At 56.6% G+C, this 22,126-nt stretch carries 20 protein-coding genes; 5 read left to right on the top strand and 15 right to left on the bottom strand.

From position 1 onward, the window contains the following. Positions 1-195: 195 nt before the first annotated feature. The 3 genes from tyrB to dnaB form a co-directional block, all read right to left on the bottom strand. Positions 196-1,389, bottom strand: a complete 1,194-nt coding sequence (gene tyrB, locus BWI76_RS01925) for an aromatic amino acid transaminase (RefSeq protein WP_049087465.1) — start codon at positions 1,387-1,389, stop codon at positions 196-198. A gap of 214 nt (positions 1,390-1,603) precedes the next feature. Beyond that, entirely contained in the window at positions 1,604-2,683 is a 1,080-nt protein-coding gene (gene alr, locus BWI76_RS01920; protein ID WP_004137549.1) for an alanine racemase, read from the bottom strand. A gap of 145 nt (positions 2,684-2,828) precedes the next feature. Continuing rightward, the gene (gene dnaB / locus BWI76_RS01915) at positions 2,829-4,244 is read right to left on the bottom strand and encodes a replicative DNA helicase (protein WP_024360186.1); all 1,416 of its coding nucleotides are present in this window, start codon (positions 4,242-4,244) and stop codon (positions 2,829-2,831) included. A gap of 61 nt (positions 4,245-4,305) precedes the next feature. On the opposite strand from dnaB, the gene BWI76_RS01910 reads away from it, so the two are divergent. Then, positions 4,306-5,289, top strand: a complete 984-nt coding sequence (locus BWI76_RS01910) for a quinone oxidoreductase (RefSeq protein ID WP_024360185.1) — start codon at positions 4,306-4,308, stop codon at positions 5,287-5,289. Positions 5,290-5,466: 177 nt separating this feature from the next. Here BWI76_RS01910 and pspG read toward each other — a convergent pair whose 3' ends face one another. From pspG to BWI76_RS01895, 3 genes are all read right to left on the bottom strand, one after another. Next, positions 5,467-5,709, bottom strand: a complete 243-nt coding sequence (gene pspG, locus BWI76_RS01905; RefSeq protein ID WP_004137559.1) for an envelope stress response protein PspG — start codon at positions 5,707-5,709, stop codon at positions 5,467-5,469. A 140-nt stretch (positions 5,710-5,849) separates the two neighbouring features. After that, positions 5,850-6,848, bottom strand: coding sequence for a tRNA dihydrouridine(20/20a) synthase DusA (gene dusA / locus BWI76_RS01900; protein WP_024360184.1), 999 nt, complete (start codon positions 6,846-6,848; stop codon positions 5,850-5,852). 104 nt (positions 6,849-6,952) lie between these two features. Further along, positions 6,953-7,441: a cupin domain-containing protein gene (locus tag BWI76_RS01895; RefSeq protein ID WP_004127806.1), complete on the bottom strand. Its 489-nt coding sequence runs from the start codon at positions 7,439-7,441 to the stop codon at positions 6,953-6,955. A gap of 192 nt (positions 7,442-7,633) precedes the next feature. Here BWI76_RS01895 and zur point away from each other — a divergent pair, with 192 nt between their 5' ends. Then, a complete protein-coding gene (zur, locus tag BWI76_RS01890; RefSeq protein ID WP_004137565.1) occupies positions 7,634-8,149 on the top strand; it encodes a zinc uptake transcriptional repressor Zur in 516 nt (171 codons plus the stop codon). A 90-nt stretch (positions 8,150-8,239) separates the two neighbouring features. Here the strand turns inward: zur and BWI76_RS01885 are convergent, their stop codons facing one another. The 4 genes from BWI76_RS01885 to BWI76_RS01870 form a co-directional block, all read right to left on the bottom strand. Then, the gene (locus BWI76_RS01885) at positions 8,240-8,449 is read right to left on the bottom strand and encodes a CsbD family protein (protein ID WP_004137568.1); all 210 of its coding nucleotides are present in this window, start codon (positions 8,447-8,449) and stop codon (positions 8,240-8,242) included. A 136-nt stretch (positions 8,450-8,585) separates the two neighbouring features. Beyond that, positions 8,586-9,902: an MATE family efflux transporter DinF gene (dinF, locus tag BWI76_RS01880; RefSeq protein ID WP_024360183.1), complete on the bottom strand. Its 1,317-nt coding sequence runs from the start codon at positions 9,900-9,902 to the stop codon at positions 8,586-8,588. Positions 9,903-9,971: 69 nt separating this feature from the next. Beyond that, positions 9,972-10,580 (bottom strand): transcriptional repressor LexA, encoded by a 609-nt coding sequence (gene lexA, locus BWI76_RS01875; RefSeq protein ID WP_004097774.1) that lies wholly within the window; start codon positions 10,578-10,580, stop codon positions 9,972-9,974. A 122-nt stretch (positions 10,581-10,702) separates the two neighbouring features. Then, positions 10,703-11,071 (bottom strand): diacylglycerol kinase, encoded by a 369-nt coding sequence (locus BWI76_RS01870; protein ID WP_004137572.1) that lies wholly within the window; start codon positions 11,069-11,071, stop codon positions 10,703-10,705. Between the two features lie 129 nt (positions 11,072-11,200). On the opposite strand from BWI76_RS01870, the gene plsB reads away from it, so the two are divergent. Continuing rightward, positions 11,201-13,624, top strand: a complete 2,424-nt coding sequence (gene plsB / locus BWI76_RS01865; protein ID WP_004137573.1) for a glycerol-3-phosphate 1-O-acyltransferase PlsB — start codon at positions 11,201-11,203, stop codon at positions 13,622-13,624. 98 nt (positions 13,625-13,722) lie between these two features. Here the strand turns inward: plsB and ubiA are convergent, their stop codons facing one another. From ubiA to malK, 5 genes are all read right to left on the bottom strand, one after another. Then, the gene (gene ubiA, locus BWI76_RS01860) at positions 13,723-14,592 is read right to left on the bottom strand and encodes a 4-hydroxybenzoate octaprenyltransferase (RefSeq protein WP_024360182.1); all 870 of its coding nucleotides are present in this window, start codon (positions 14,590-14,592) and stop codon (positions 13,723-13,725) included. Between the two features lie 12 nt (positions 14,593-14,604). Next, a complete protein-coding gene (ubiC, locus tag BWI76_RS01855) occupies positions 14,605-15,102 on the bottom strand; it encodes a chorismate lyase (RefSeq protein WP_004137576.1) in 498 nt (165 codons plus the stop codon). 188 nt (positions 15,103-15,290) lie between these two features. Continuing rightward, positions 15,291-16,223, bottom strand: coding sequence for a maltose operon protein MalM (gene malM, locus BWI76_RS01850; RefSeq protein ID WP_004137577.1), 933 nt, complete (start codon positions 16,221-16,223; stop codon positions 15,291-15,293). A gap of 107 nt (positions 16,224-16,330) precedes the next feature. Beyond that, a complete protein-coding gene (locus BWI76_RS01845; protein WP_004137578.1) occupies positions 16,331-17,617 on the bottom strand; it encodes a maltoporin in 1,287 nt (428 codons plus the stop codon). A gap of 98 nt (positions 17,618-17,715) precedes the next feature. Then, a complete protein-coding gene (malK, locus tag BWI76_RS01840; RefSeq protein WP_004097762.1) occupies positions 17,716-18,825 on the bottom strand; it encodes a maltose/maltodextrin ABC transporter ATP-binding protein MalK in 1,110 nt (369 codons plus the stop codon). 370 nt (positions 18,826-19,195) lie between these two features. On the opposite strand from malK, the gene malE reads away from it, so the two are divergent. Both malE and malF read left to right on the top strand, forming a co-directional pair. Beyond that, positions 19,196-20,386 carry a maltose/maltodextrin ABC transporter substrate-binding protein MalE gene (malE, locus tag BWI76_RS01830; RefSeq protein WP_004137579.1) on the top strand — a complete coding sequence of 397 codons (1,191 nt, stop codon included), beginning with the start codon at positions 19,196-19,198 and terminating at the stop codon, positions 20,384-20,386. Positions 20,387-20,573: 187 nt separating this feature from the next. Next, positions 20,574-22,118, top strand: a complete 1,545-nt coding sequence (gene malF, locus BWI76_RS01825; protein ID WP_004137580.1) for a maltose ABC transporter permease MalF — start codon at positions 20,574-20,576, stop codon at positions 22,116-22,118. Positions 22,119-22,126: the final 8 nt, after the last annotated feature.

The raw sequence follows: 22,126 nt of genomic DNA, 5'->3' as shown, positions 1-22,126 counted from the left end.
TTTTCCCTAAATAATCGAATCGTTATAGTTTTCAATAATGTGTACGCTTATTAATGCACCAAGACCTTACCCCCCGCTGAGGCGGATAGGAAGGTTTTTCTGCTCAGATGTCATATAAAAAGAGAATGATCACACTTCAGGGAGGGAATTACCCTCACCAAAATATTGGCGAGGGTAAAAGCGGTCAGTAAGGATTTATATTACCGCGGCAAAGGCCTGCGCCACGCGCTGTACGTTGCGTGAATTCAGCCCCGCGACGCACATGCGGCCGCTGGCAATCAGGTAGACGCCAAACTCATCGCGCAGGCGGTCGACCTGGGCCAGGCTGAACCCGGTATAGCTAAACATTCCGCGCTGCTTCAGCAGATAGTCAAAATTACCGCCCGGCACCGTCTCTTTAAGCACATTAACCAGCTCCTGACGCATGGCCAGAATACGGGTACGCATCCCTTCCACTTCCGCCAGCCATGAGGCTTTCAGCTCGCTGTCGCTCAGTACCGCAGCAACCACCTGCGCGCCAAAGTTCGGTGGGCTGGAGTAGTTGCGACGTACGGTCGCTTTTAATTGCCCCAGCACGCGAATCGCGGTTTCAGCGTCTTCACAGACGATCGACAGCCCGCCAACGCGCTCGCCGTACAGGGAGAAGATTTTTGAGAACGAGTTGCTGACCAGCATTGGCATGCCGGCGTTCGCAATGGCGCGAATAGCGTAAGCATCCTCTTCCATTCCGGCGCCAAAGCCCTGATAGGCGATATCGAGGAAAGGAATCAAATTACGCGCTTTCAGTACCTCAACCACCTGATCCCACTGGGCGTTGCTGAGATCGGCTCCCGTTGGGTTATGGCAGCACGGATGCAGCAGCACGATATCGCGCTCCGCTAGCGAATTGAGTTTTTCCAGGAACGCCGCGAAACGCACGCCATTGGTCTTCTCATCAAACCAAGGGTAAGTACTTACTTCGAATCCTGCCCCTTCAAATATAGCGATGTGGTTTTCCCACGTCGGGTCGCTCACCCATACGCGCGAGCCCGGGAAGTAGCGTTTCAGGAAATCAGCGCCCACCTTCAGGGCGCCGGAACCGCCCAGCGTTTGAATGGAGGCCACGCGATTTTGCGCCAGCACCTGATGATCGGCGCCGAACAGCAGCGGCGCGATAGCGTGACGATAGGTGTTCAGCCCTTCCATCGGTAAATAGACCGAGGCGCCGTGCGGCTGGGCATTGAGGCGCGCCTCCGCTGCGGCAACCGACTGCAGCTGCGGAATAATCCCGTCCTCGTTGTAATAAAGACCGATGCTGAGATTTACTTTGTCACTACGCGGATCGTCTTTGAAACGCTCCATCAGGGAGAGAATGGGGTCGCCAGCGTAGGCGTCAACTTTCTGAAACACGGGATGTTTCTCCAGGTTTACATGGGCTCGTCATAACACAATAAACCGGATGTGAAAGAAGGTCGAGAGGATGTTGGCGTATGGCTGGGTTTGATCGCCCATCCCGGATGGCGGCTTAAAACGCCTTATCCTGGCTACCGGCCCGCAGCCGGTAGCGAACCCGTAGCCCCGGTAAGGCGTCAGCCGCCACCGGGGGAAAGAGCGCTGGCTGAAATCAATCCACGTACTTCATTGATACCCGCGAAGTCAGGCGGGTAATAAGTTCGTAAGCACTTACTTTTGTGATTGCGGCAATACGCTCGACGGGCAGGCCTTCGCCCCACAGCACGACCGGGTCGCCCGATTTATCCTGCGCTTCGGGCCCGAGATCGACGCAAATCATATCCATCGCCACGCGTCCGACAATCGGCACTTCGCGGCCGTTGACCAGCACCGGAGTTCCGGACGGCGCGGCGCGCGGATAACCATCGCCGTAGCCCATCGCCACCACCCCTAAACGCGTATCACGCTCGCTGATCCAGGTTCCGCCGTAGCCCACCGGCTCCCCGGCTTTATGCTCGCGCACCGCGATCAGGCTCGAGGTCAGAGACATCACCGGCTGGCAGCCAAAGTCCGCGCCGGTAGAGCCACCGTCGAGCGGCGACACGCCGTAGAGAATGATCCCCGGACGCGCCCAGTCGAAATGCGACTGCGGCCACAGCAATATACCGCCGGATGCGGCGATAGAGCGCAGCCCCGGTTTCCCTTCCGTGAAGGTGGTAAAGATATCCAGCTGACGTTCGGTCGCGCCGCACTCGGGCTCATCCGCACGGGCAAAATGGCTGACCACGTTGACCGGCTGGCGGACGTTCTTACACTGGCTGAGACGCTGATAAAACGCTTCGGCCTGTTCGGGCAGAACGCCTAATCGATGCATCCCGGTATCCAGCTTCATCCATACGGTGACCGGCTCGGGTAAATCTGCCTCCTCCAGCGCCGCCAGCTGTTCCGGGCTGTGTACCGCCGTGTGCAGGCGCTGGGTGGAAATCACCGGCAGGTCGGCGGCCTCAAAGAACCCCTCCAGCAGGAGAATCGGCTGGGCGATACCGCCCGCGCGCAGGCGTAGGGCTTCTTCAAGACGGGCGACGCCAAAAGCATCGGCGTCAGGGAGCGTTCGCGCGGTCTCAAGAAGACCGTGTCCGTAGGCGTTCGCTTTCACCACCGCAACCAGTTTGCTGGCGGGCGCCAGTTCACGCAGACGTTGCAGGTTGTGTCGCAGAGCGCGGCGGTTAATGACTACAGTTGCCGCTTGCATTTGAATTCCTTAATAAAAGAATCTCCTGAATCCTTCGTGTTGCAGGAAGGCGACAAACCTGAGAATCCCCGGGAGCTTAGTAAACTAAGTGACCGGGGTGAACAGGCGTAGTCAACGCATCTGCGGCATGAAGGATGACGGAGATTTATTCGTCGTCGTATTGTGGCCCAGCATAATTATCAAAACGCGACCACTGACCGTTAAACGTCAGGCGCACCGTCCCGATAGGGCCGTTACGCTGTTTACCAATAATAATTTCGGCGATGCCTTTTAAATCACTGTTCTCGTGATAAACCTCGTCACGGTAGATAAACATGATTAAGTCGGCGTCCTGCTCAATGGAGCCGGATTCACGCAGGTCGGAGTTCACCGGACGCTTATCCGCACGCTGTTCCAGCGAGCGGTTAAGCTGCGACAGCGCCACCACCGGCACCTGCAGCTCCTTCGCCAGCGCCTTGAGCGAGCGCGAAATTTCGGCGATTTCCAGCGTACGGTTATCGGAGAGCGACGGCACGCGCATCAGCTGCAAGTAGTCGATCATGATAAGTCCGATCCCCCCGTGCTCGCGGGCAATACGCCGCGCGCGGGAGCGCACTTCCGTCGGCGTCAGGCCGGAGGAGTCATCGATATAAATATTGCGCTTTTCCAGGAGGATCCCCATGGTGCCGGAAATACGCGCCCAGTCTTCGTCATCCAGCTGGCCGGTACGAATGCGGGTCTGGTCAACGCGCGACAGCGAGGCCAGAGAACGCATCATAATCTGCTCCGAGGGCATCTCGAGACTGAAGATGAGTACCGGCTTATCCTGCAGCATCGCAGCGTTTTCCACGAGGTTCATCGCAAAGGTCGTTTTACCCATCGACGGACGCGCAGCGACGATAATCAGGTCTGACGGCTGAAGACCGGCGGTCTTTTTATTGAGATCGTCATAGCCGGTATTGACCCCGGTGACGCCGTCATGTGGTTGCTGGAACAACTGCTCAATACGCGCCACGGTGGCGTCCAGCACCTCGGCGATATTCTTCGGCCCTTCGTCTTTATTCGCGCGGCTTTCGGCAATTTTAAACACCCGGGATTCGGCGAGGTCGAGCAGATCTTCGCTGGTGCGGCCCTGGGGGTCGAAACCGGCTTCGGCGATTTCATTCGCCACGGAGATCATTTCGCGTACGACCGCGCGTTCACGAACGATATCGGCATAGGCGCTGATATTCGCCGCGCTTGGCGTATTTTTCGATAGTTCGGCCAGATAGGCGAAGCCGCCGACGCTGTCCAGCTGACCCTGGCGCTCCAGCGATTCCGCGAGCGTAATCAGGTCAATCGGGCTGCCAGACTCCTGCAGACGCGCCATTTCGGTGAAAATATGGCGATGCGGACGGGTATAAAAATCTTCCGAAACAACGCGCTCGGCAACGTCGTCCCAGCGTTCGTTATCCAGCATTAAACCGCCCAACACCGACTGTTCCGCTTCAATCGAGTGCGGCGGGACCTTCAACCCATCGAGCGGATAGTCTCGCACGCGGGGTTCAGTCTGTGGTTTGTTGAAGGGTTTATTTCCTGCCATAGTGAATGGAGTTACCGAGATAGTGAATGGGTCGAAAGATTACCACATTTATGGGGGAAGCATGGCAACACGAATTGAATTTCACCAGCACGGAGGGCCTGAAGTTCTGCAAGCGGTAGAGTTCACGCCGAAAGATCCCGCAGAGCACGAAATTCAGGTAGAGAATAAGGCCATTGGCATCAACTACATTGATACCTATATCCGCAGCGGCCTCTACCCGCCGCCATCATTGCCGAGCGGTCTGGGCACCGAAGCCGCTGGCGTGGTGAGCAAAGTTGGCAGCGGCGTGAAGCATATTAAAGCCGGCGATCGGGTGGTCTACGCGCAATCGGCGCTGGGGGCCTATAGCGCCGTGCACAACGTCCCCGCCGATAAGGCCGCTATTTTGCCGGACGCAATCTCTTTCGAGCAGGCGGCGGCCTCATTCCTGAAAGGGCTCACGGTCTATTACCTGCTGCGTAAAACCTACGAAATCAAAGCGGGCGAGCCGTTCCTGTTTCATGCGGCGGCCGGCGGCGTCGGGCTCATCGCCTGCCAGTGGGCAAAAGCGCTGGGGGCTAAACTGATCGGTACCGTCGGCAGCGCGCAAAAAGCAGAACGCGCTAAACAGGCCGGCGCCTGGCAGATCATTAACTATCGCGAAGAGAATATCGTCGAGCGCCTGAAAGAGATCACCGACGGTAAGAAAGTCCGCGTGGTGTATGATTCCGTCGGTAAAGATACCTGGGAAGCCTCACTTGACTGCCTGCAGCGTCGGGGGCTGATGGTGAGCTTCGGCAACTCTTCCGGCCCGGTGACCGGCGTCAACCTCGGGATCCTCAATCAAAAGGGTTCGCTGTACGTCACCCGCCCTTCTCTGCAGGGCTATATCACTACGCGTGAAGAGCTGACGGAAGCCAGCAACGAGCTGTTCTCGCTGATCGCCAGCGGCGTGATAAAAGTGGATGTCGCGGAGAGTCAAAAATATGCGTTAACCGACGCCAGACGCGCGCATGAGGTGCTGGAAAGCCGGGCGACGCAGGGTTCGAGCTTGCTCTTGCCGTAATGGCCGGAGCACAAAAGTTTAGGGCTTCCCATGTGGAAGCCCTTACTTTTTTTGTTCGGCTGTATGTAGGGTACAGCGCGATGAATTCGTTAACGCGCTAATAGTGACAGATTTAATAAGCAAAGCCTACGCTGTTTTATGCAAAAATCTTCAGGTTGTGACATACCGCTCAATACCTTAGTAACGCCAGCGATTATTACCGCGATAGCGGTTCGCGGCTGGCGATTTTATCGCCCGAATCACCCAAACCACGACAATGGCCAGCAGCAGCCACGGCAGCAGTTTAATCATTAACGCAAACAGACCGCCGACGAACATCAGCGCGGTCGCGACCACAATAGCGGCAATAATGCCCAGCAGCGACACGCCGGTGACCAACAGCATGACAAAAAAGCCAATTACAAATAAGAGTTCCAGCATCGTCTTTCCCCTAAAGAAATTTTATCTACCTTGCCGGATATTACAAAAATCGTGCCAAATATAACTTATTGAATAAAAACAAAAACGCCCAACACGATACGTGCAGGGCGTGGTGAATTTGACCAGGTTTTAGCGAAAAACTAACGCTTATCGGCAACCAGCTTTAGCGCCTGTTCCAGCACGTTGATATCCGCCCCGGCTTTATGCGCATTTTCGCTCAGATAGCGACGCCACTGGCGCGCGCCGGGGATCCCCTGAAACAGCCCCAGCATATGGCGCGTCACATGTCCCAGATAAGTCCCGTTGCTAAGCTCGCGCTCGATGTAGGGATACATCGCCCGGACCACGGAGACCGGATCGGCATCGACGCCGTCCACGCCGAAAATTTCCCGATCCACCGCGGCCAGAATGCCCGGATTCTGATAAGCCTCACGACCGACCATCACGCCGTCCATATGCTCAAGATGCAGCTTTGCCTCTTCCAGCGACTTAATGCCGCCGTTAATCGCCATGGTCAGATGCGGGAAATCACGTTTAAGCTGGTAGACGCGCGGATAATCCAGCGGCGGGATCTCGCGGTTTTCCTTGGGGCTCAGACCTGAAAGCCAGGCTTTGCGCGCGTGGATGATAAACATCTCGCATTCGCCTTTTCCGGATACCGTTTCGATAAAATCACACAGAAACGCGTAGCTGTCCTGGTCATCAATGCCAATACGGGTTTTCACCGTGACCGGGATCGACACGACGTCGCGCATCGCTTTAATGCAGTCGGCAACCAGCTGCGCGTTCCCCATCAGGCAGGCGCCAAACATACCGTTCTGCACGCGATCGGACGGGCAGCCGACGTTCAGGTTAATTTCATCATAGCCGCGCGCCTGCGCCAGCTTCGCGCAGTGCGCCAGCGCAGCCGGATCGCTGCCGCCGAGCTGCAGGGCGACCGGATGCTCTTCTTCGCTGTAGGCCAGATAGTCGCCCTTGCCGTGAATAATCGCACCGGTTGTCACCATTTCGGTATACAGCAGCGTATGGCGCGACAGCTGACGCAGAAAATAACGGCAGTGTCTGTCGGTCCAGTCGAGCATCGGCGCGATGGAAAAACGGTGAGCGGCGAAAGCAGTAGGCGTTGATTCTGACATCATGGCGAATAAATAAGCATCCGGGTAAAAAGGGGCGCTACTATAGCACAAAGATAAACCACTGACGCATAGCGTCAGCGCTCACCTTTTTTATCCCGCCATAAACCCTATATTTTCCGCGGCTTCCCGTCGTGAGGGCCAAAAAACTGCGGCGGATGGTCAACCCAGCGATCCTGACGCGTGGCGGCATAGCCGGGGTTCAGCGGGTAGTAGATGCGATTGAATTTCTTATTTGCCTCACCAACGACTAACAGGCGCACCTCCTGCTCGGTGTTATTGAGGAAGGTGTGGCAAATGCCGGTTCCGGCAGGAAAACCGACGCTATCCCCCGGCTCCAGCTTCCAGAGGTAGCCGTTAATCCACACCTCAGGATAGCCGTCCAGCACGTAGATGAACTCTTCTTCATCGCTTTCCGCATGCGGGTAAGAGGTACGACGCCCGGGCGGCAGACGTTCATGGTGGATCCCCAGACGATTCAGCCGCAGGCCGCGCGCCAGCGGCGCGCCGATGGAGAAAAGCTCAGTACTGTCGGGATAGGTGGAATCATCCGCACCTTCCAGTTCACGCCAGTGTCGTATGCAATCAGGTCGTTTCATCGTTTTCTCCCGAAAATGAGATGCTTCAGGTATAGCATAAGGCGGCAAGATAGCGCGCCCCAGAAGCGCATGACCGGGGCGACCAACGCACATGTCACACGAAGTGTGACGGCTATATCCCGCCGGGTCTCGGCGTTTTACCGGTATCGTGATAAAGTAACAGTTTCAGATTCACGCGACCAGAGGACGCTCATGGATAAGACCACTTCGCAACAAATGTTAGCGCATGCTGAAAAGCTGTGCGCGCAGCGTGGCGTGCGCCTGACCCCGCAGCGCCTCGAAGTATTGCGTTTGATGAGCCTGCAGCAAGGGGCAATCAGCGCCTATGACCTGCTCGATCTCCTTCGTGAAAAAGAACCTCAGGCGAAACCGCCGACGGTATACCGGGCGCTGGAGTTTTTACTGGAGCAAGGGTTCGTACATAAGGTGGAATCCACCAATAGCTACGTGCTGTGTCACCTTTTCGATCAGCCAACCCACAGCTCGGCGATGTTTATCTGCGACCGCTGCGGCGGCGTCAAAGAAGAGTGTGCGGAAGGCGTCGAAGATATTATGCATACGCTGGCGGCAAGAATGGGGTTCGCTCTGCGCCACAACGTCATTGAGGCTCATGGCCTGTGCGCCGCCTGCGTTGAAGTGGAAGCCTGCAGTACGCCGGGCCACTGCCACCACGACCATACCATCCAGATCAAAAAGAAAGCCCGCTGAGGCGTTAGCCGCAGCGGGAAACAAGGGTAACGGCACCTCCATGTACCGATCGTGCAGGCAATAACAGTGGGTTAAAACACGGCGTTTTCGCTACCAGCGATAGTCGTTTTTGGTTTCCCAGTCGGTCACTTCTTTCTCTGCCTGGTCTTTGGCGTAACCGTAACGTTCCTGAATTCTGCCCACCAGCTGGTCGCGTTTGCCTTCAATGACGGTCATATCATCGTCGGTCAGCTTGCCCCATTTTTCTTTCGCTTTACCTTTGAACTGTTTCCAGTTACCGCCGATTTCGTCTTTATTCATCATGCATTCCTCATCGTTCGGTTATCGTTCGGTGAATGAACAGCCCGCTGTGTACCGGACATGACTTAACTATAGATGAGTATTCTGAGTAAGATTTATTATTCGGAATCTTTAACCATCAGATGAACTAAATGCACTATGAAAACCAGGTTCCACGCTGCCAGTGCCGCCGCCAGATAACCGCCAGGGAAGCGCCGCGCAGGGCGAGAAATACCGCCAGCGCCAGCCACAGCCCGTGGTTACCGAGCGCCGGTACAGTTAACAGCGTCAGGGCAAACCCTGCCGCCGCGACCGCCATGCTGTTGCGCATCTCCGCGCCGCGCGTCGCGCCGATAAACATACCGTCCAGCAGGTAACACCAGACGCCGATGACCGGCAGGATCATCTGCCAGACCAGATAGCGATCGGCCAACTGCTGTAGCGAAGGCAGCGAGGTCAGCAACGCGATAATTTGTTCACCGGCAAGGCCGTAAATAAGCGCAAACGCCAGCGCCACCAACCCTGACTGGCGGCAGGCCGCATGCCAGACCGCAAGCAGTTGGCTGTCATCACGCGCGCCGTAGGCCTGCCCGGAGTGCGCCTCAACGGCATAGGCAAAGCCGTCCAGCGCATAGGCGGTAAAGGTCAGCATCGTCATGAGGACCGCATTGACCGCGACGATATCGGCGCCGAGGCGGGCGCCAAATACCGTCACCGCCCCGAAGCAGAGCTGTAGCAGCAGCGAGCGCAGCATGATGTCGCGATTCAGCGCCAGCAGACGGCGTATATCGCCGCGCCAGGCGTTTTTCAGCATCGACAGGGATACGCCGCGCAGCGCCAGTACGCGCCGCGCCATAAGCAGTCCGATAAAGAAAGTGGCGTATTCTGCCATGACCGTCGCCAGCGCCGCCCCCTGCACGTTCATATGCAGGCCCATCACCAGCCATAAATCGAGCACAATGTTGAGGACGTTGCCGACCACCAGCAGAATCACCGGCGCTCTGGCGTACTGTACGCCCAGCAGCCAACCCAGCAGAACCAGATTCGCCAGCGAGGCCGGCGCGCTTAGCCAGCGAATCTCAAGGAAGCGTCGGGCCTGTTCAAGCACCGCTTCGCTACCGCCGACAATATGCAGCGCCAGGTTTATCAACGGGATCCTGAAAAGCACAATCGCCAGCCCGGCGGCCAGCGCCAGGCCCAGCGGCTGCACCAGCGCGCGCGCCAGCCGCTGCGGATCCCTGGCGCCAAACGCCTGCGCCGTCAGCCCGGTGGTGCTCATACGCAGAAAAAGGAGCAGCATAAAGAGGAAGCTGGTCGCCGTTGCGCCAACCGCCACGCCGCCCAGATAAATCGGGCTGTCGAGATGACCAATAACGGCGGTATCCACCAGCCCCAGCAGCGGAACGGTGATATTGGAGAAGATCATGGGCAGCGCTAAGCGCCACAGGGCTTTGTCGGCGGCGTTAAAAAGCATGGAGAAAGCGCCTAAATGAGGAAAAACGACGCAGCATCATGCTTCAGATGATGCTGCGAGATGAAGAGATTATTGCCAGTTGCCGTTGCGGATAACGCCGACGGCCAGGCCTTCAATAGTAAAGCTTTGTTCGCGAAGGTCGACCACGATCGGCGAGAATTCGCTGTTTTCCGGCAGCAATTCCACGACGTTACCCTGTTTTTTCAGACGCTTCACGGTCACTTCTTCGTCGATACGCGCCACAACCACCTGACCATTGCGCACATCCTGCGTTTTATGGACAGCCAGCAGGTCGCCATCGAGAATACCGATATCCTTCATCGACATACCGCTAACGCGCAGCAGAAAATCGGCGTTCGGCTTAAACATGGCCGGGTCCACCTGGTAGTGGCCTTCAATGTGCTGCTGCGCTAGCAGCGGCTCACCTGCCGCGACGCGGCCAATAAGCGGCAGACCGGTTTCTTCTTCCGTCAGCAGACGAATACCGCGGGAGGCGCCGGAAACGATCTCGATTGCGCCTTTACGCGCCAGCGCTTTCAGATGCTCTTCCGCCGCGTTTGGGGAGCGAAACCCCAAGCGCTGAGCAATCTCCGCACGCGTCGGCGGCATGCCCGTCTGGCTGATATGATCCCGAATGAGATCAAACACCTCTTGCTGCCTGGTCGTTAACGCTTTCATTCCGCCCCCTGGGTGTATATACAGTTATGCTGTGAGTATATACAGCTAACGGTGATTTTGGAACCACATTTCACACAAAAATCAGGAGTTTCTTTCCGTTTTGCGAGCAGCTACGACAAGACTTAGCGGTAGTTCGCCCACAGCAGCGTTCCCCACGCGATCAGCGCGATGATAATCGCCAGCAGTACCGCCGCCGATCCCATATCTTTCGCTCGCCCCGAAAGCTCATGATGCTCGGGACCGATACGGTCAACCACCGCCTCAATCGCGCTATTGATAATTTCAACTATCATCACTAACAGGACCGAGCTAATGAGCAGCACCCGCGTGATGGCATCGACGTCCAACCAGCAGGCGATCGCCACGGCAATAATGGCCGCGATGCCTTCCTGACGAAATGCGGCCTCATTGACCCACGCCGCACGGAATCCTTTCCAGGAATACCCGGCCGCTTTAATAATTCGGGTTAACCCAGTGGTATTATTGGCCATCAAACAAACCTTTTTATGTAAATGACGTCAATGAGTGTACGCGTTTGCCGCGTTACAACGGAAATTTTGCGCACTTTCTGTTATTCTTGCGGCGCATTTGCATGATTAACCAGAGGCTTCACATCGTCTATGTCTGGCTGGCAACGAATTTACTATAAATTACTGAATTTACCATTAAGGGCGCTGGTAAAAAGCAAGTCGATTCCGGCGCAACCTGCGCAGGAATTAGGCCTGGATACCTCGCGTCCCATTATGTACGTCCTGCCCTACAATTCGAAGGCGGACCTGCTGACGCTGCGCGCGCAATGTCTGGAACATGAGTTACCGGACCCGCTGGAGCCGCTCGAGATCGACGGCGCCCTGCTTCCGCGCTACGTATTTATCCACGGCGGGCCGCGCGTGTTCACCTATTACACGCCGAAAGAAGAGTCTATCAAGCTCTTTCACGACTATCTGGATTTACACCGCAATCATCCCGATCTTGACGTGCAGATGGTGCCGGTTTCGGTGATGTTCGGTCGCGCGCCGGGGCGTGAAAAAGGCGAGGTTAACCCACCGCTGCGTATGCTCAACGGCATTCAAAAATTCTTCGCCGTTCTGTGGCTGGGCCGCGATAGCTTCGTCCGTTTCTCGCCTTCGGTCTCGCTGCGCAAGATGGCGGACGAGCACGGTACCGATAAAACTATCGCTCAGAAGCTGGCCCGCGTGGCGCGCATGCACTTCGCCCGCCAGCGCCTGGCGGCGGTTGGCCCGCGCCTGCCTGCGCGCCAGGATCTGTTTAATAAACTGCTGGCGTCAAAAGCCATTGCCCGCGCGGTAGAAGACGAAGCGCGCAGCAAGAAAATTTCCCATGAGAAGGCTCAGCAAAACGCTATCGCCCTGATGGAAGAGATCGCCGCGAACTTCTCCTATGAGATGATTCGCTTGACCGACCGCGTGCTGGGCTTTACCTGGAACCGGCTGTATCAGGGTATCAACGTCCATAACGCCGAGCGTGTCCGCCAGCTGGCGCACGAAGGCCACGAGATAGTCTACGTCCCGTGCCACCGCAGCCATATGGACTATCTGCTGCTCTCTTACGTCATTTATCATCAGGGCCTGGTGCCGCCGCATATCGCTGCCGGCATCAACCTGAACTTCTGGCCCGCCGGGCCGATTTTCCGTCGCGGCGGCGCGTTCTTTATTCGCCGCACGTTCAAGGGCAATAAGCTCTACTCAACCGTATTCCGCGAATATCTTGGCGAGCTGTTTAGCCGCGGCTATTCGGTGGAGTACTTCGTTGAGGGCGGTCGTTCACGTACCGGTCGTCTGCTGGATCCGAAAACCGGCACCCTGTCGATGACCATCCAGGCGATGCTGCGCGGCGGTAACCGCCCTATCACCCTGGTGCCGATTTACATCGGCTACGAGCACGTGATGGAGGTCGGCACCTACGCCAAAGAGCTGCGCGGCGCGACGAAAGAGAAAGAGAGTCTGCCGCAGATGCTGCGCGGCTTGAGCAAGCTGCGCAATCTCGGCCAGGGCTACGTTAACTTCGGCGAACCGCTGCCGCTGATGGCCTATCTGAACCAGCACGTGCCGGACTGGCGCGAATCTATCGACCCTATCGAAGCGGTCCGTCCTTCCTGGCTGACGCCGACGGTGAATAACATCGCCTCGGATCTGATGGTACGCATCAATAATGCCGGCGCGGCAAACGCCATGAACCTGTGCTGTACCGCGCTGCTGGCATCGCGTCAGCGTTCGCTGACCCGCGAGCAGCTCACCGAGCAGCTGGAGTGCTATCTCGCCCTGCTGCGCAACGTGCCATATTCAGCGGATGCGACCACGCCTGCGGCCTCAGCCAGCGAGCTTATCGACCACGCGCTGCAGATGAACAAGTTCGAAGTCGAGAAAGATACGATTGGCGATATCATCATTCTACCGCGCGAGCAGGCCGTCCTGATGACCTATTACCGCAACAACATCGCCCATATGCTGGTGATGCCGTCGCTGTTAGCCGCCATCGTCACTCAGCATCGTCGTATTACCCGCGCCGAAATTCTGCGTCACGTCGAGATGTTCTATCCGTTCCTCAAGGCCGAGCTGTTCCTGCGTTGGGAAAAAGCGGAGCTGGCGGGCGTCGTCGATGCGCTGATCGCCGAGATGCAGCGTCAGGGTCTGATCGCCCTGAACGACGATGAGGTGAGCGTTAATCCGTCTCACGCCCGTTCTCTGCAGCTGCTGGCCGCAGGCGCGCGCGAAACGCTGCAGCGCTACGCCATCACCTTCTGGCTGCTGAGCGCCAACCCGTCAATCAACCGCAGTTCGCTGGAGAAAGAGAGCCGCACCGTGGCGCAGCGCCTGTCCGTTCTGCACGGCATCAATGCGCCGGAGTTCTTCGATAAAGCGGTGTTCAGCACGCTGGTGCTGACCCTGCGCGACGAAGGCTATATCAGCGATACCGGCGACGCCGAGCCGGAAGAGACGTTGAAGATCTACCGCATGCTGGCGGATCTGATTACTTCTGATGTGCGGTTAACGATTGAAAGCGTTACCCAGGATGAAGCGTAACGTTTAACAAGATATCCCGGCCTGCGCCGGGCTACCGGACCATGCGGTTTTGTAGCCCGGCTTTGGCGTTTACGCCGCAAGCCGGGAAACCCACAGCGCTACTGCATATATCCCATCGCCAGGCCAAGAAACAGCACCAGCCCAACGTAGTTATTGTTCATAAACGCCTTAAAGCAGGCATCGCGTTCGCGTTTAAATATTAGCTTCTGCTGCCAGGCGAACAGCGCCGCGGCGATAAACAACGACCAGTAATACTCCCAGCCCAGCCCGCTCAGCCAGCCCACCGCGGCCATCAGGCCCAGTACCGCCACCTGTAAGATACCAATGATTAAGCGATCGTTGTCGCCAAACAGGATCGCCGTCGATTTGATACCGATTTTGACGTCATCATCGCGATCGACCATCGCATACTGGGTATCGTAGGCCACCGCCCACAGGATATTGGCGAGGAACATCAGCCAGCAGCTCAGCGGCAGCGACTCGCTCACCGCCGAAAACGCCATCGGGATCGACCAGCCGAACGCCGCGCCCAGTACGACCTGCGGCAGGTGGGTGTAGCGTTTCATAAACGGATACACCCACGCCAGGGCCAGCGCCGCTATCGACAGCAGAATGGTCATGGTGTTCAGGGTCAACACCAGCAGGAATGAAAGCAGCACCAGCACGACAAACAGCGTTCGCGCCTCTTTTTCGCTCACATCGCCGCTCGGCAGCGGGCGGCGGGCCGTACGTTTGACGTGACCGTCAAACTTGCGATCGGCATAGTCGTTGACCACGCAGCCTGCGGCGCGCATCAGCCAGACGCCGGCGACGAAAACGGCGAGGATCCATAGCGGCGGTATCCCCGGCGTCGCCACCCATAGCGCCCACAGCGTCGGCCACAGCAGCAGCAGCGCGCCGATCGGTTTGTCAGTACGCATCAGGCGATGAAACGCCAGCAGCTTGTTCTGCGTCAGACTCCACTCCATTTCATTTTCCTCTCAATACAACGGCGATGCAGGCAAAAACAGTTCCGTCAGCAGCAGCGGTTTGCCGCTCAACCGGAGGCGGGAACGGCGCCCCCACAGCTCTGCATGACGACCAATTTCAATAAAATCGCGGGTTAGCGTCGATGACGTGAAGAGATAGCGGCCCAACGGCGTTTGTCCCAGCTGTTGTAGCGCCAGTTCAGGGCCGCTCAGCGTTGATTCCGGCACGATGGTGCGACCGGCCAGCCAGGGTTCACCGTTGGCGCAAAGAATGATTTCCCGCAGCCAGTAGCGGGGTTCGCTCGGTAACAGGGACTCCTCACCGGCCAGCGCCTCGCATCCAACAAAGCCTTCGTTAACCATGATGACGCTGACTTTCTTCCCCTGCTGCTCAAAGCGTTTGGTCATTGAGTCTTCCAGCAATAGCCAGTCGCGCAGATGCGCATCCAGCGGGGGTATCTCGGCAAAATAACGCAGCGCACGCAGTTGCGTAAGCGCGGAATGTGGCATGCCTGAATCTCCGGTACATAACGTAAAGGTATTGTATCGCAGAATGGAGGATGGGGGGCGGGCAAACGTCAATATACGATCATCCGCGCAACAGCCGTGCAACAGAGGCCGCCGCGCGCTAAAAAAAAGTGCGCCCGAACGGACGCACCTAAAGGCTGTGCCTAAACATCAGCATTGCGGGGAGACGGTCACCCCTTGCCTTTTACACTGCTGATAAAGGTGGAACGAGCAGATTTCGAGCCAAGACGTTCAGCTTCGTTCATCAATTTCAGGGCCTTGTCGATATCGCCTTTCGCAACCGCCTGCTTGATACCGTTGTTGAAGTAGGTTTCGGTATCGTCGAGCATCGGTTCGCTTTTCGCCGCTGGAGCCGGGGCCGGAGCGGCGACCGGCGCGCTATAGGCAGGAGCAGCGGTATTACCGACGGTAACAGGCCCCGGACCTGACGAACCGAACAACGGGCCAACCAGTACGCTGGAGGCGGTAGAGGTTTTCACCTTCAGACTAATGGTACCGTTTGTAACGTGTTTCGCGATGGGATCCGGAATATCCGGCACCGCATTGCCGGTACCTTTGGCGTAAGCCTTCGCCGGATCGATTAATTTAGTGGTCTGCTGCAAATCCTGCGGCGTGGTAAAAACCAGCACATAAATTTTCTGCTGTCCCAGCGCCGGAGTCAGGCGCATTACGCCTTCCAGACGATCTGAACTCATCACTCCCGGTTCAAGATAGGTAAAGTAGCTGCTGGGGAAGAACGCGGATGGCGTCATATTTTGGTCAAGAATCAGCACGTTCGGCGCATATACCGCAGTTTGTTTTTCCACTTCGCTGGTTAACGTAATATTGAGCTCGCCAATATTCGCCGGAACGCTGTATGCGGCGACCGGGCCACTGATACCGGGGACATTGAGCGTCTGTCCGGCCACGGCGAGCTTTGTCGTCTGCGTTTTGGATTGATCGACCGGAGTCCAGGTTAGCTGCTGCAACGCAGAGGCCGGAATCGACGGCGCGGCAGAGGTGTTCTGCGGCACGAAATTAACATCAGCAAAACTGACTGCGGGTACGCAGGCCATCAGGCCGACGGACAGGCAGAGGGCAACGAGACTTTTCTTCATTTTCATTGTTATCACCTCAATTCCGATGGCCGAGCGGTAGCCAGGCAATAGCGCGCTGGGCCTAAGATAGAGGGGCTTACGCCCCTCTTTTAGTTACGAACGGTTAGATTCGATTACCACCAGATTTCCATCTGGGCACCGAAGGTCCACTCGTCGTTATCGCCACGGCTAAAGGTTTTAGCGCTGGTGTCGTTGTACGCTACGCCGCTATCGTTATAGCCCCATTTCTCATCCCATTTGGCGTACGTTGCGAATACGCGGATTGCCGGACGGGACCAGATGCTGTCCCCAGCCTGCCACTGTTGTGCCAGAGTTACTTTATACTGGCTGTTACGATCGCTGGTGCGTTGAGATTTGACGTTGTCGTAGCCGATTTCCATCAGGGTGCTCATGATAGGCGTCCACTTGTACATTGGACGAACGCCGACGGTCCACCACTGGGTACCATTGTTGTTGTCGCGGTCGATATCCTGGTACATACCGACGTACATCAGATCCCAGCTATCGCCGAGAGAGATCGCACCGTGGTCCAACACGCGCCACATAGATCCATCGTTATTAATGCTGCCGCCCTGCGGAACACCTTTACCGCTGGAGGTCATAGAGTCAGTCGCATACTGCAGAACAAATTTGTTAAAGCCTTTCAACATGCTCTGAGTATGCTCAGCGGTGAGCATCCAGCCGTCTTTGGAAGCGCCCGGCTGCAGTGAGTAATCATCAGGGATGTTTGTGTGGCCGTAGTCAACGCCCAGTTCCAGCGTGCCGCCCGGGTTAGTTTCCAGACCGGCTAAACGCACGTCGAATACATCATTCGGCACGATATTGTCATAGACGCGATTACCGAACTTGTCGCGATCGGCGAAGGTGCCGGAGCCGCCGGATTCAGAAGAACGCGTTGCTGCCAGAGAGAGTTTACCGAAGCCCAGATCGATGTTTTCAATACCCGCACCAGGACCAGAAATATCCCAGTAGTAGAAGTCGATCATATGAACGTCATGACGCTGGTAGAAGCGCTTACCGGCCCAGATGGTGGAGCCTGGCAACCATTCGATCAGGTTTTTACCCTGCACGTTAGCTTCACGGAATGCCGGACTGGTGGATTCCCAGTCGTTCTGCTGTGACACAGAGTAAGCGACGTTGGTATCGAAGTAGAAGCTCTTATCACCTTCTTTCCATACTTCCTGGCCCAGCTTCAGTTCCGCATAGGTTTCACATTCGTTACCCAGACGGTATTTACTTTGAGCGCCGGTTGCCTGGAAGCACTGTTGTTCACCGCCGCTGCCGGTCCAGCCGATACCAGAACGAGCATAGCCGTGGAAATCAACGGCCAGCGCCTGAGCAGACATAACGCCTGCCGCAACGGCGACCGCCAGTGGAAGTTTGCGCAGAGTAATCATCATTCTATCTCCTGAGATCATTGCTTTTCTTTGAACGCTTCGCCTGTTGTTGCGCCTGTTTTTCGACGCTGCAGGGTGCACGTTTTTTTTAATGGGAAGCCTTACACGCCCGGCTCTTTATGCAGCCGACGACAAGCGGTGCCATCCTCACGGAATAAATGGCAGCGCTCCGGCGGCAAACCGATGGCGAATGTGGCTCCCTCTTCTACCAGCACCACGTCATTCTGGCGGTAAACCAGGTTTTGACGGATGGATGGGATCTGGATATGAATTTGCGTTTCGTGGCCGAGCTGTTCGACCACCTGAACTTCACCTTCAAGGGTGACGTCGGCGATATCGCTGGGCAGCAGATGTTCCGGGCGAATACCTAAGGACATGTTGGCGCCGACCTGAACACGGGCGCTGTCCACCGGCAGCCAGACCTGCTGACGGTTCGGCAGCTCCACCTGCACCTGCTCAATGGCGGTAGCGGTGACCTTAACCGGCAGGAAGTTCATCTTCGGCGAGCCGATAAAGCCCGCGACGAAGCGATCCGCCGGGTAGTGATAGAGTTCGAGAGGCTTGCCGACCTGCGCGACGCGACCGGCGTCGAGCACCACAATTTTGTCGGCGAGGGTCATCGCTTCGACCTGGTCGTGGGTCACGTAAATCATCGTGCGGCCAAGACGCTTATGCAGACGGGAAATCTCAATGCGCATCTGTACGCGCAGCGCGGCATCAAGGTTAGAGAGCGGTTCATCCAGCAGGAAAACGCGCGGTTCAGCCACCAGGGTACGACCAATCGCCACGCGCTGACGCTGACCACCGGAAAGCGCTTTCGGTTTACGCTCCAGCAGGTGAGCCAGCTGCAGCACTTCCGCCACCTGGGTCACGCGCTGGTTAATCAGCTCTTTTTTGGCGCCGGCCAGCTTCAGGCCAAAAGACATGTTTTCCGCGACGGAAAGATGGGGGTAAAGCGCATAAGACTGAAACACCATCCCGATACCGCGCTCGGCGGGCGGGACATCATTCATTCGGGTATCGCCAATCAGCAGATCGCCGCTGGTCACCGTTTCCAGCCCGGCAATCATACGCAGCAGGGTGGATTTGCCGCAGCCTGATGGCCCAACAAACACGACGAACTCCCCATCCTGGATCTCGAGATTGATATCTTTTGATACCACCACGTCACCCCAGGCTTTCGTTACATTTCGCAGCTGTACGCTCGCCATGCCCTTCTCCCTTCGTTACAACCTGTCACTTAACGACACATTCAAGATGGGGTGACTATGCGGCATTCATTAGTCTGGTAAATCCTCCACCCCCCGGCTTTTTCATGGGGGAGGAGACGGGAGGATGAGAGATGACGTCTCGCCGCCGGGGGGGACGGGTCGATACCGATTTCGTGATGCAGCCTGCAAAATTGGCCGCCTTTTTATGTGCTCCAGGACTCATAACCGGCATTTCTGCTATGGAGATCACACAATCGGGGGATGGGGCGTAGACATGGGGAGGATGGAAAGAGGTTGTTAAAAAAGGAAACTCATCACCGTTAAGCCACTCAAGTGTATCCACGAGCACATCACCAAATAGGACGGGTATATGAAAATCAAAACTGGCGCTCGCATCCTCGCGCTGTCTGCATTGACCACGATGATGTTTTCCGCCTCTGCCCTCGCAAAAATCGAAGAAGGTAAGCTGGTTATCTGGATTAACGGCGACAAAGGCTACAACGGCCTCGCTGAAGTGGGTAAAAAGTTTGAAAAAGACACCGGCATTAAAGTATCCGTAGAACATCCGGATAAGCTGGAAGAGAAATTCCCGCAGGTTGCCGCGACCGGCGACGGCCCTGACATCATTTTCTGGGCCCACGACCGTTTTGGCGGCTACGCCCAGTCTGGCCTGCTGGCGGAAATCTCCCCGGACAAAGCTTTCCAGGACAAACTCTATCCGTTCACCTGGGACGCGGTTCGCTATAACGGCAAGCTGATTGCCTACCCGGTTGCCGTCGAAGCGCTGTCGCTGATCTATAACAAAGACCTGGTGCCAAATCCGCCGAAAACCTGGGAAGAGATCCCGGCGCTGGATAAAGAACTGAAGGCGAAAGGTAAGAGCGCGCTGATGTTCAACCTGCAAGAACCGTACTTCACCTGGCCGCTGATCGCTGCCGACGGCGGCTATGCGTTCAAGTTTGAAAACGGCAAGTACGATGTGAAAAACGTGGGCGTGGATAGCGCTGGCGCGAAAGCTGGCCTGACCTTCCTGGTCGACCTTATCAAGAACAAGCATATGAACGCCGACACCGACTACTCCATCGCGGAAGCGGCATTCAACAAAGGCGAAACCGCGATGACCATCAACGGTCCGTGGGCGTGGTCTAACATCGATAAGAGCAAGGTTAACTACGGCGTTACCCTGCTGCCGACCTTCAAAGGCAACGCGTCTAAACCGTTCGTTGGCGTACTGAGCGCCGGTATTAACGCCGCCAGCCCGAACAAAGAACTGGCGAAAGAGTTCCTCGAAAACTACCTGATGACCGACCAGGGTCTGGATGAAGTGAACAAGGACAAACCGCTGGGCGCGGTCGCGCTGAAATCCTTCCAGGAGAAACTGGAAAAAGATCCGCGTATCGCCGCCACCATGGCGAACGCCCAGAAAGGCGAAATCATGCCGAACATCCCGCAGATGTCCGCCTTCTGGTATGCCGTTCGTACCGCAGTGATCAACGCAGCTAGCGGTCGCCAGACCGTCGAAGCGGCGCTGAAAGACGCACAGTCTCGTATCACCAAGTAATACGGTTTCCCTTATTTCTTAGAGAATAAGGTTTGTTGAATACGTTGTTACACGAAATCATTCGCGCTACATCGAGGCGGCAAGGATGACAAATCCCCAGGCGCTTACATCAGTAAGTGACTGGGGTGCGCATCCGCAGCCAACAAAGAGGTAGCGCGAAGGATAAAGTGTAAAGAGGATGATCCCCATGGATGTCGTGAAAAAGAAGCACTGGTGGCAAAGCCCGCAGCTCACATGGTCTGTGATCGGCTTGCTGTGCCTGCTGGTGGGTTACCTTGTTGTTTTGATGTACGCCCAGGGGGAGTACCTGTTTGCCATCATGACGCTGATTTTAAGCTCGGTTGGCCTGTATATTTTTTCCAATCGCAAGGCCTACGCCTGGCGCTATGTTTATCCGGGTCTCGCCGGGATGGGGCTGTTCGTCCTGTTCCCGCTGATCTGCACGATCGCAATCGCTTTCACCAACTACAGCAGCACTAACCAGCTGACCTTCGAACGCGCCCAACAGGTACTGATGGACCGCTCCTTCCAGGCGGGCAAATCCTACAACTTCGCGCTCTATCCGGCGGGAGATGAGTGGAAGCTGGCGCTGACCGACGGCGAAAGCGGCAAAAACTATCTTTCCGACGCCTTTAAATTCGGCGGCGAGCAGAAACTGGCCTTAAAAGAGGCTGACGCCCTGCCGGAAGGCGATCGCGCCACGCTGCGCGTGATTACGCAAAACCGTACCGCCCTGAACCAGCTGACCGCCGTGCTGCCGGATGAAAGCAAAGTCATTATGAGCTCCCTGCGTCAGTTCTCCGGTACTCAACCGCTGTACGCGCTGGCCAATGACGGTACGCTGACCAACAACCAGAGCGGCGTGAAATATCGTCCCAACGCCGAGGTCGGTTTCTATCAGGCGATCAACGCCGACGGCAGCTGGGGCAGCGAAAAGCTCAGCCCGGGCTACACCGTAACCATCGGCTGGGATAACTTCACCCGCGTGTTCCAGGATGAAGGGATCCAGAAACCGTTCTTCGCGATTTTCGTCTGGACGGTGGTGTTCTCCGTTCTGACCGTGATTCTTACCGTTGCGGTCGGCATGGTGCTCGCCTGTCTGGTCCAGTGGGAAGCCCTGAAGGGCAAAGCGATTTACCGCGTACTGCTGATTCTGCCGTATGCCGTACCGTCGTTTATCTCGATTCTGATTTTCAAAGGCTTGTTCAACCAGAGTTTTGGCGAGATCAACATGATGCTCAGCGCGCTGTTCGGCATCAAGCCGGCCTGGTTTAGCGACCCGACCACCGCGCGCACGATGATTATCATCGTCAACACCTGGCTGGGCTATCCGTACATGATGATCCTGTGCATGGGCCTGCTGAAAGCGATTCCTGATGATTTATATGAAGCCTCGGCAATGGATGGCGCTACGCCGTTCCAGAACTTCTTCAAAATTACGCTGCCGCTGCTGATCAAGCCGCTGACGCCGCTGATGATCGCCAGCTTCGCCTTTAACTTTAACAACTTCGTGCTGATTCAGCTGTTGACCAACGGCGGGCCGGACCGGCTCGGCACCACCACGCCGGCGGGCTACACCGACCTGCTGGTGAGCTATACCTACCGCATCGCCTTTGAAGGCGGCGGCGGTCAGGACTTCGGCCTCGCGGCGGCTATCGCCACGCTGATCTTCCTGCTGGTAGGCCTGCTTGCGATTGTTAACCTGAAAGCCACACGTATGAAGTTTGATTAAGGGAGATA

Origin of the sequence: Klebsiella sp. M5al (assembly GCF_002090195.1) — a bacterium.
In the GTDB taxonomy this organism is placed as follows: Bacteria; Pseudomonadota; Gammaproteobacteria; order Enterobacterales; family Enterobacteriaceae; genus Klebsiella; species Klebsiella grimontii.
Note: the sequence above shows the minus strand (reverse complement) of the source record. Positions and strands in the feature narration are given on the sequence as shown.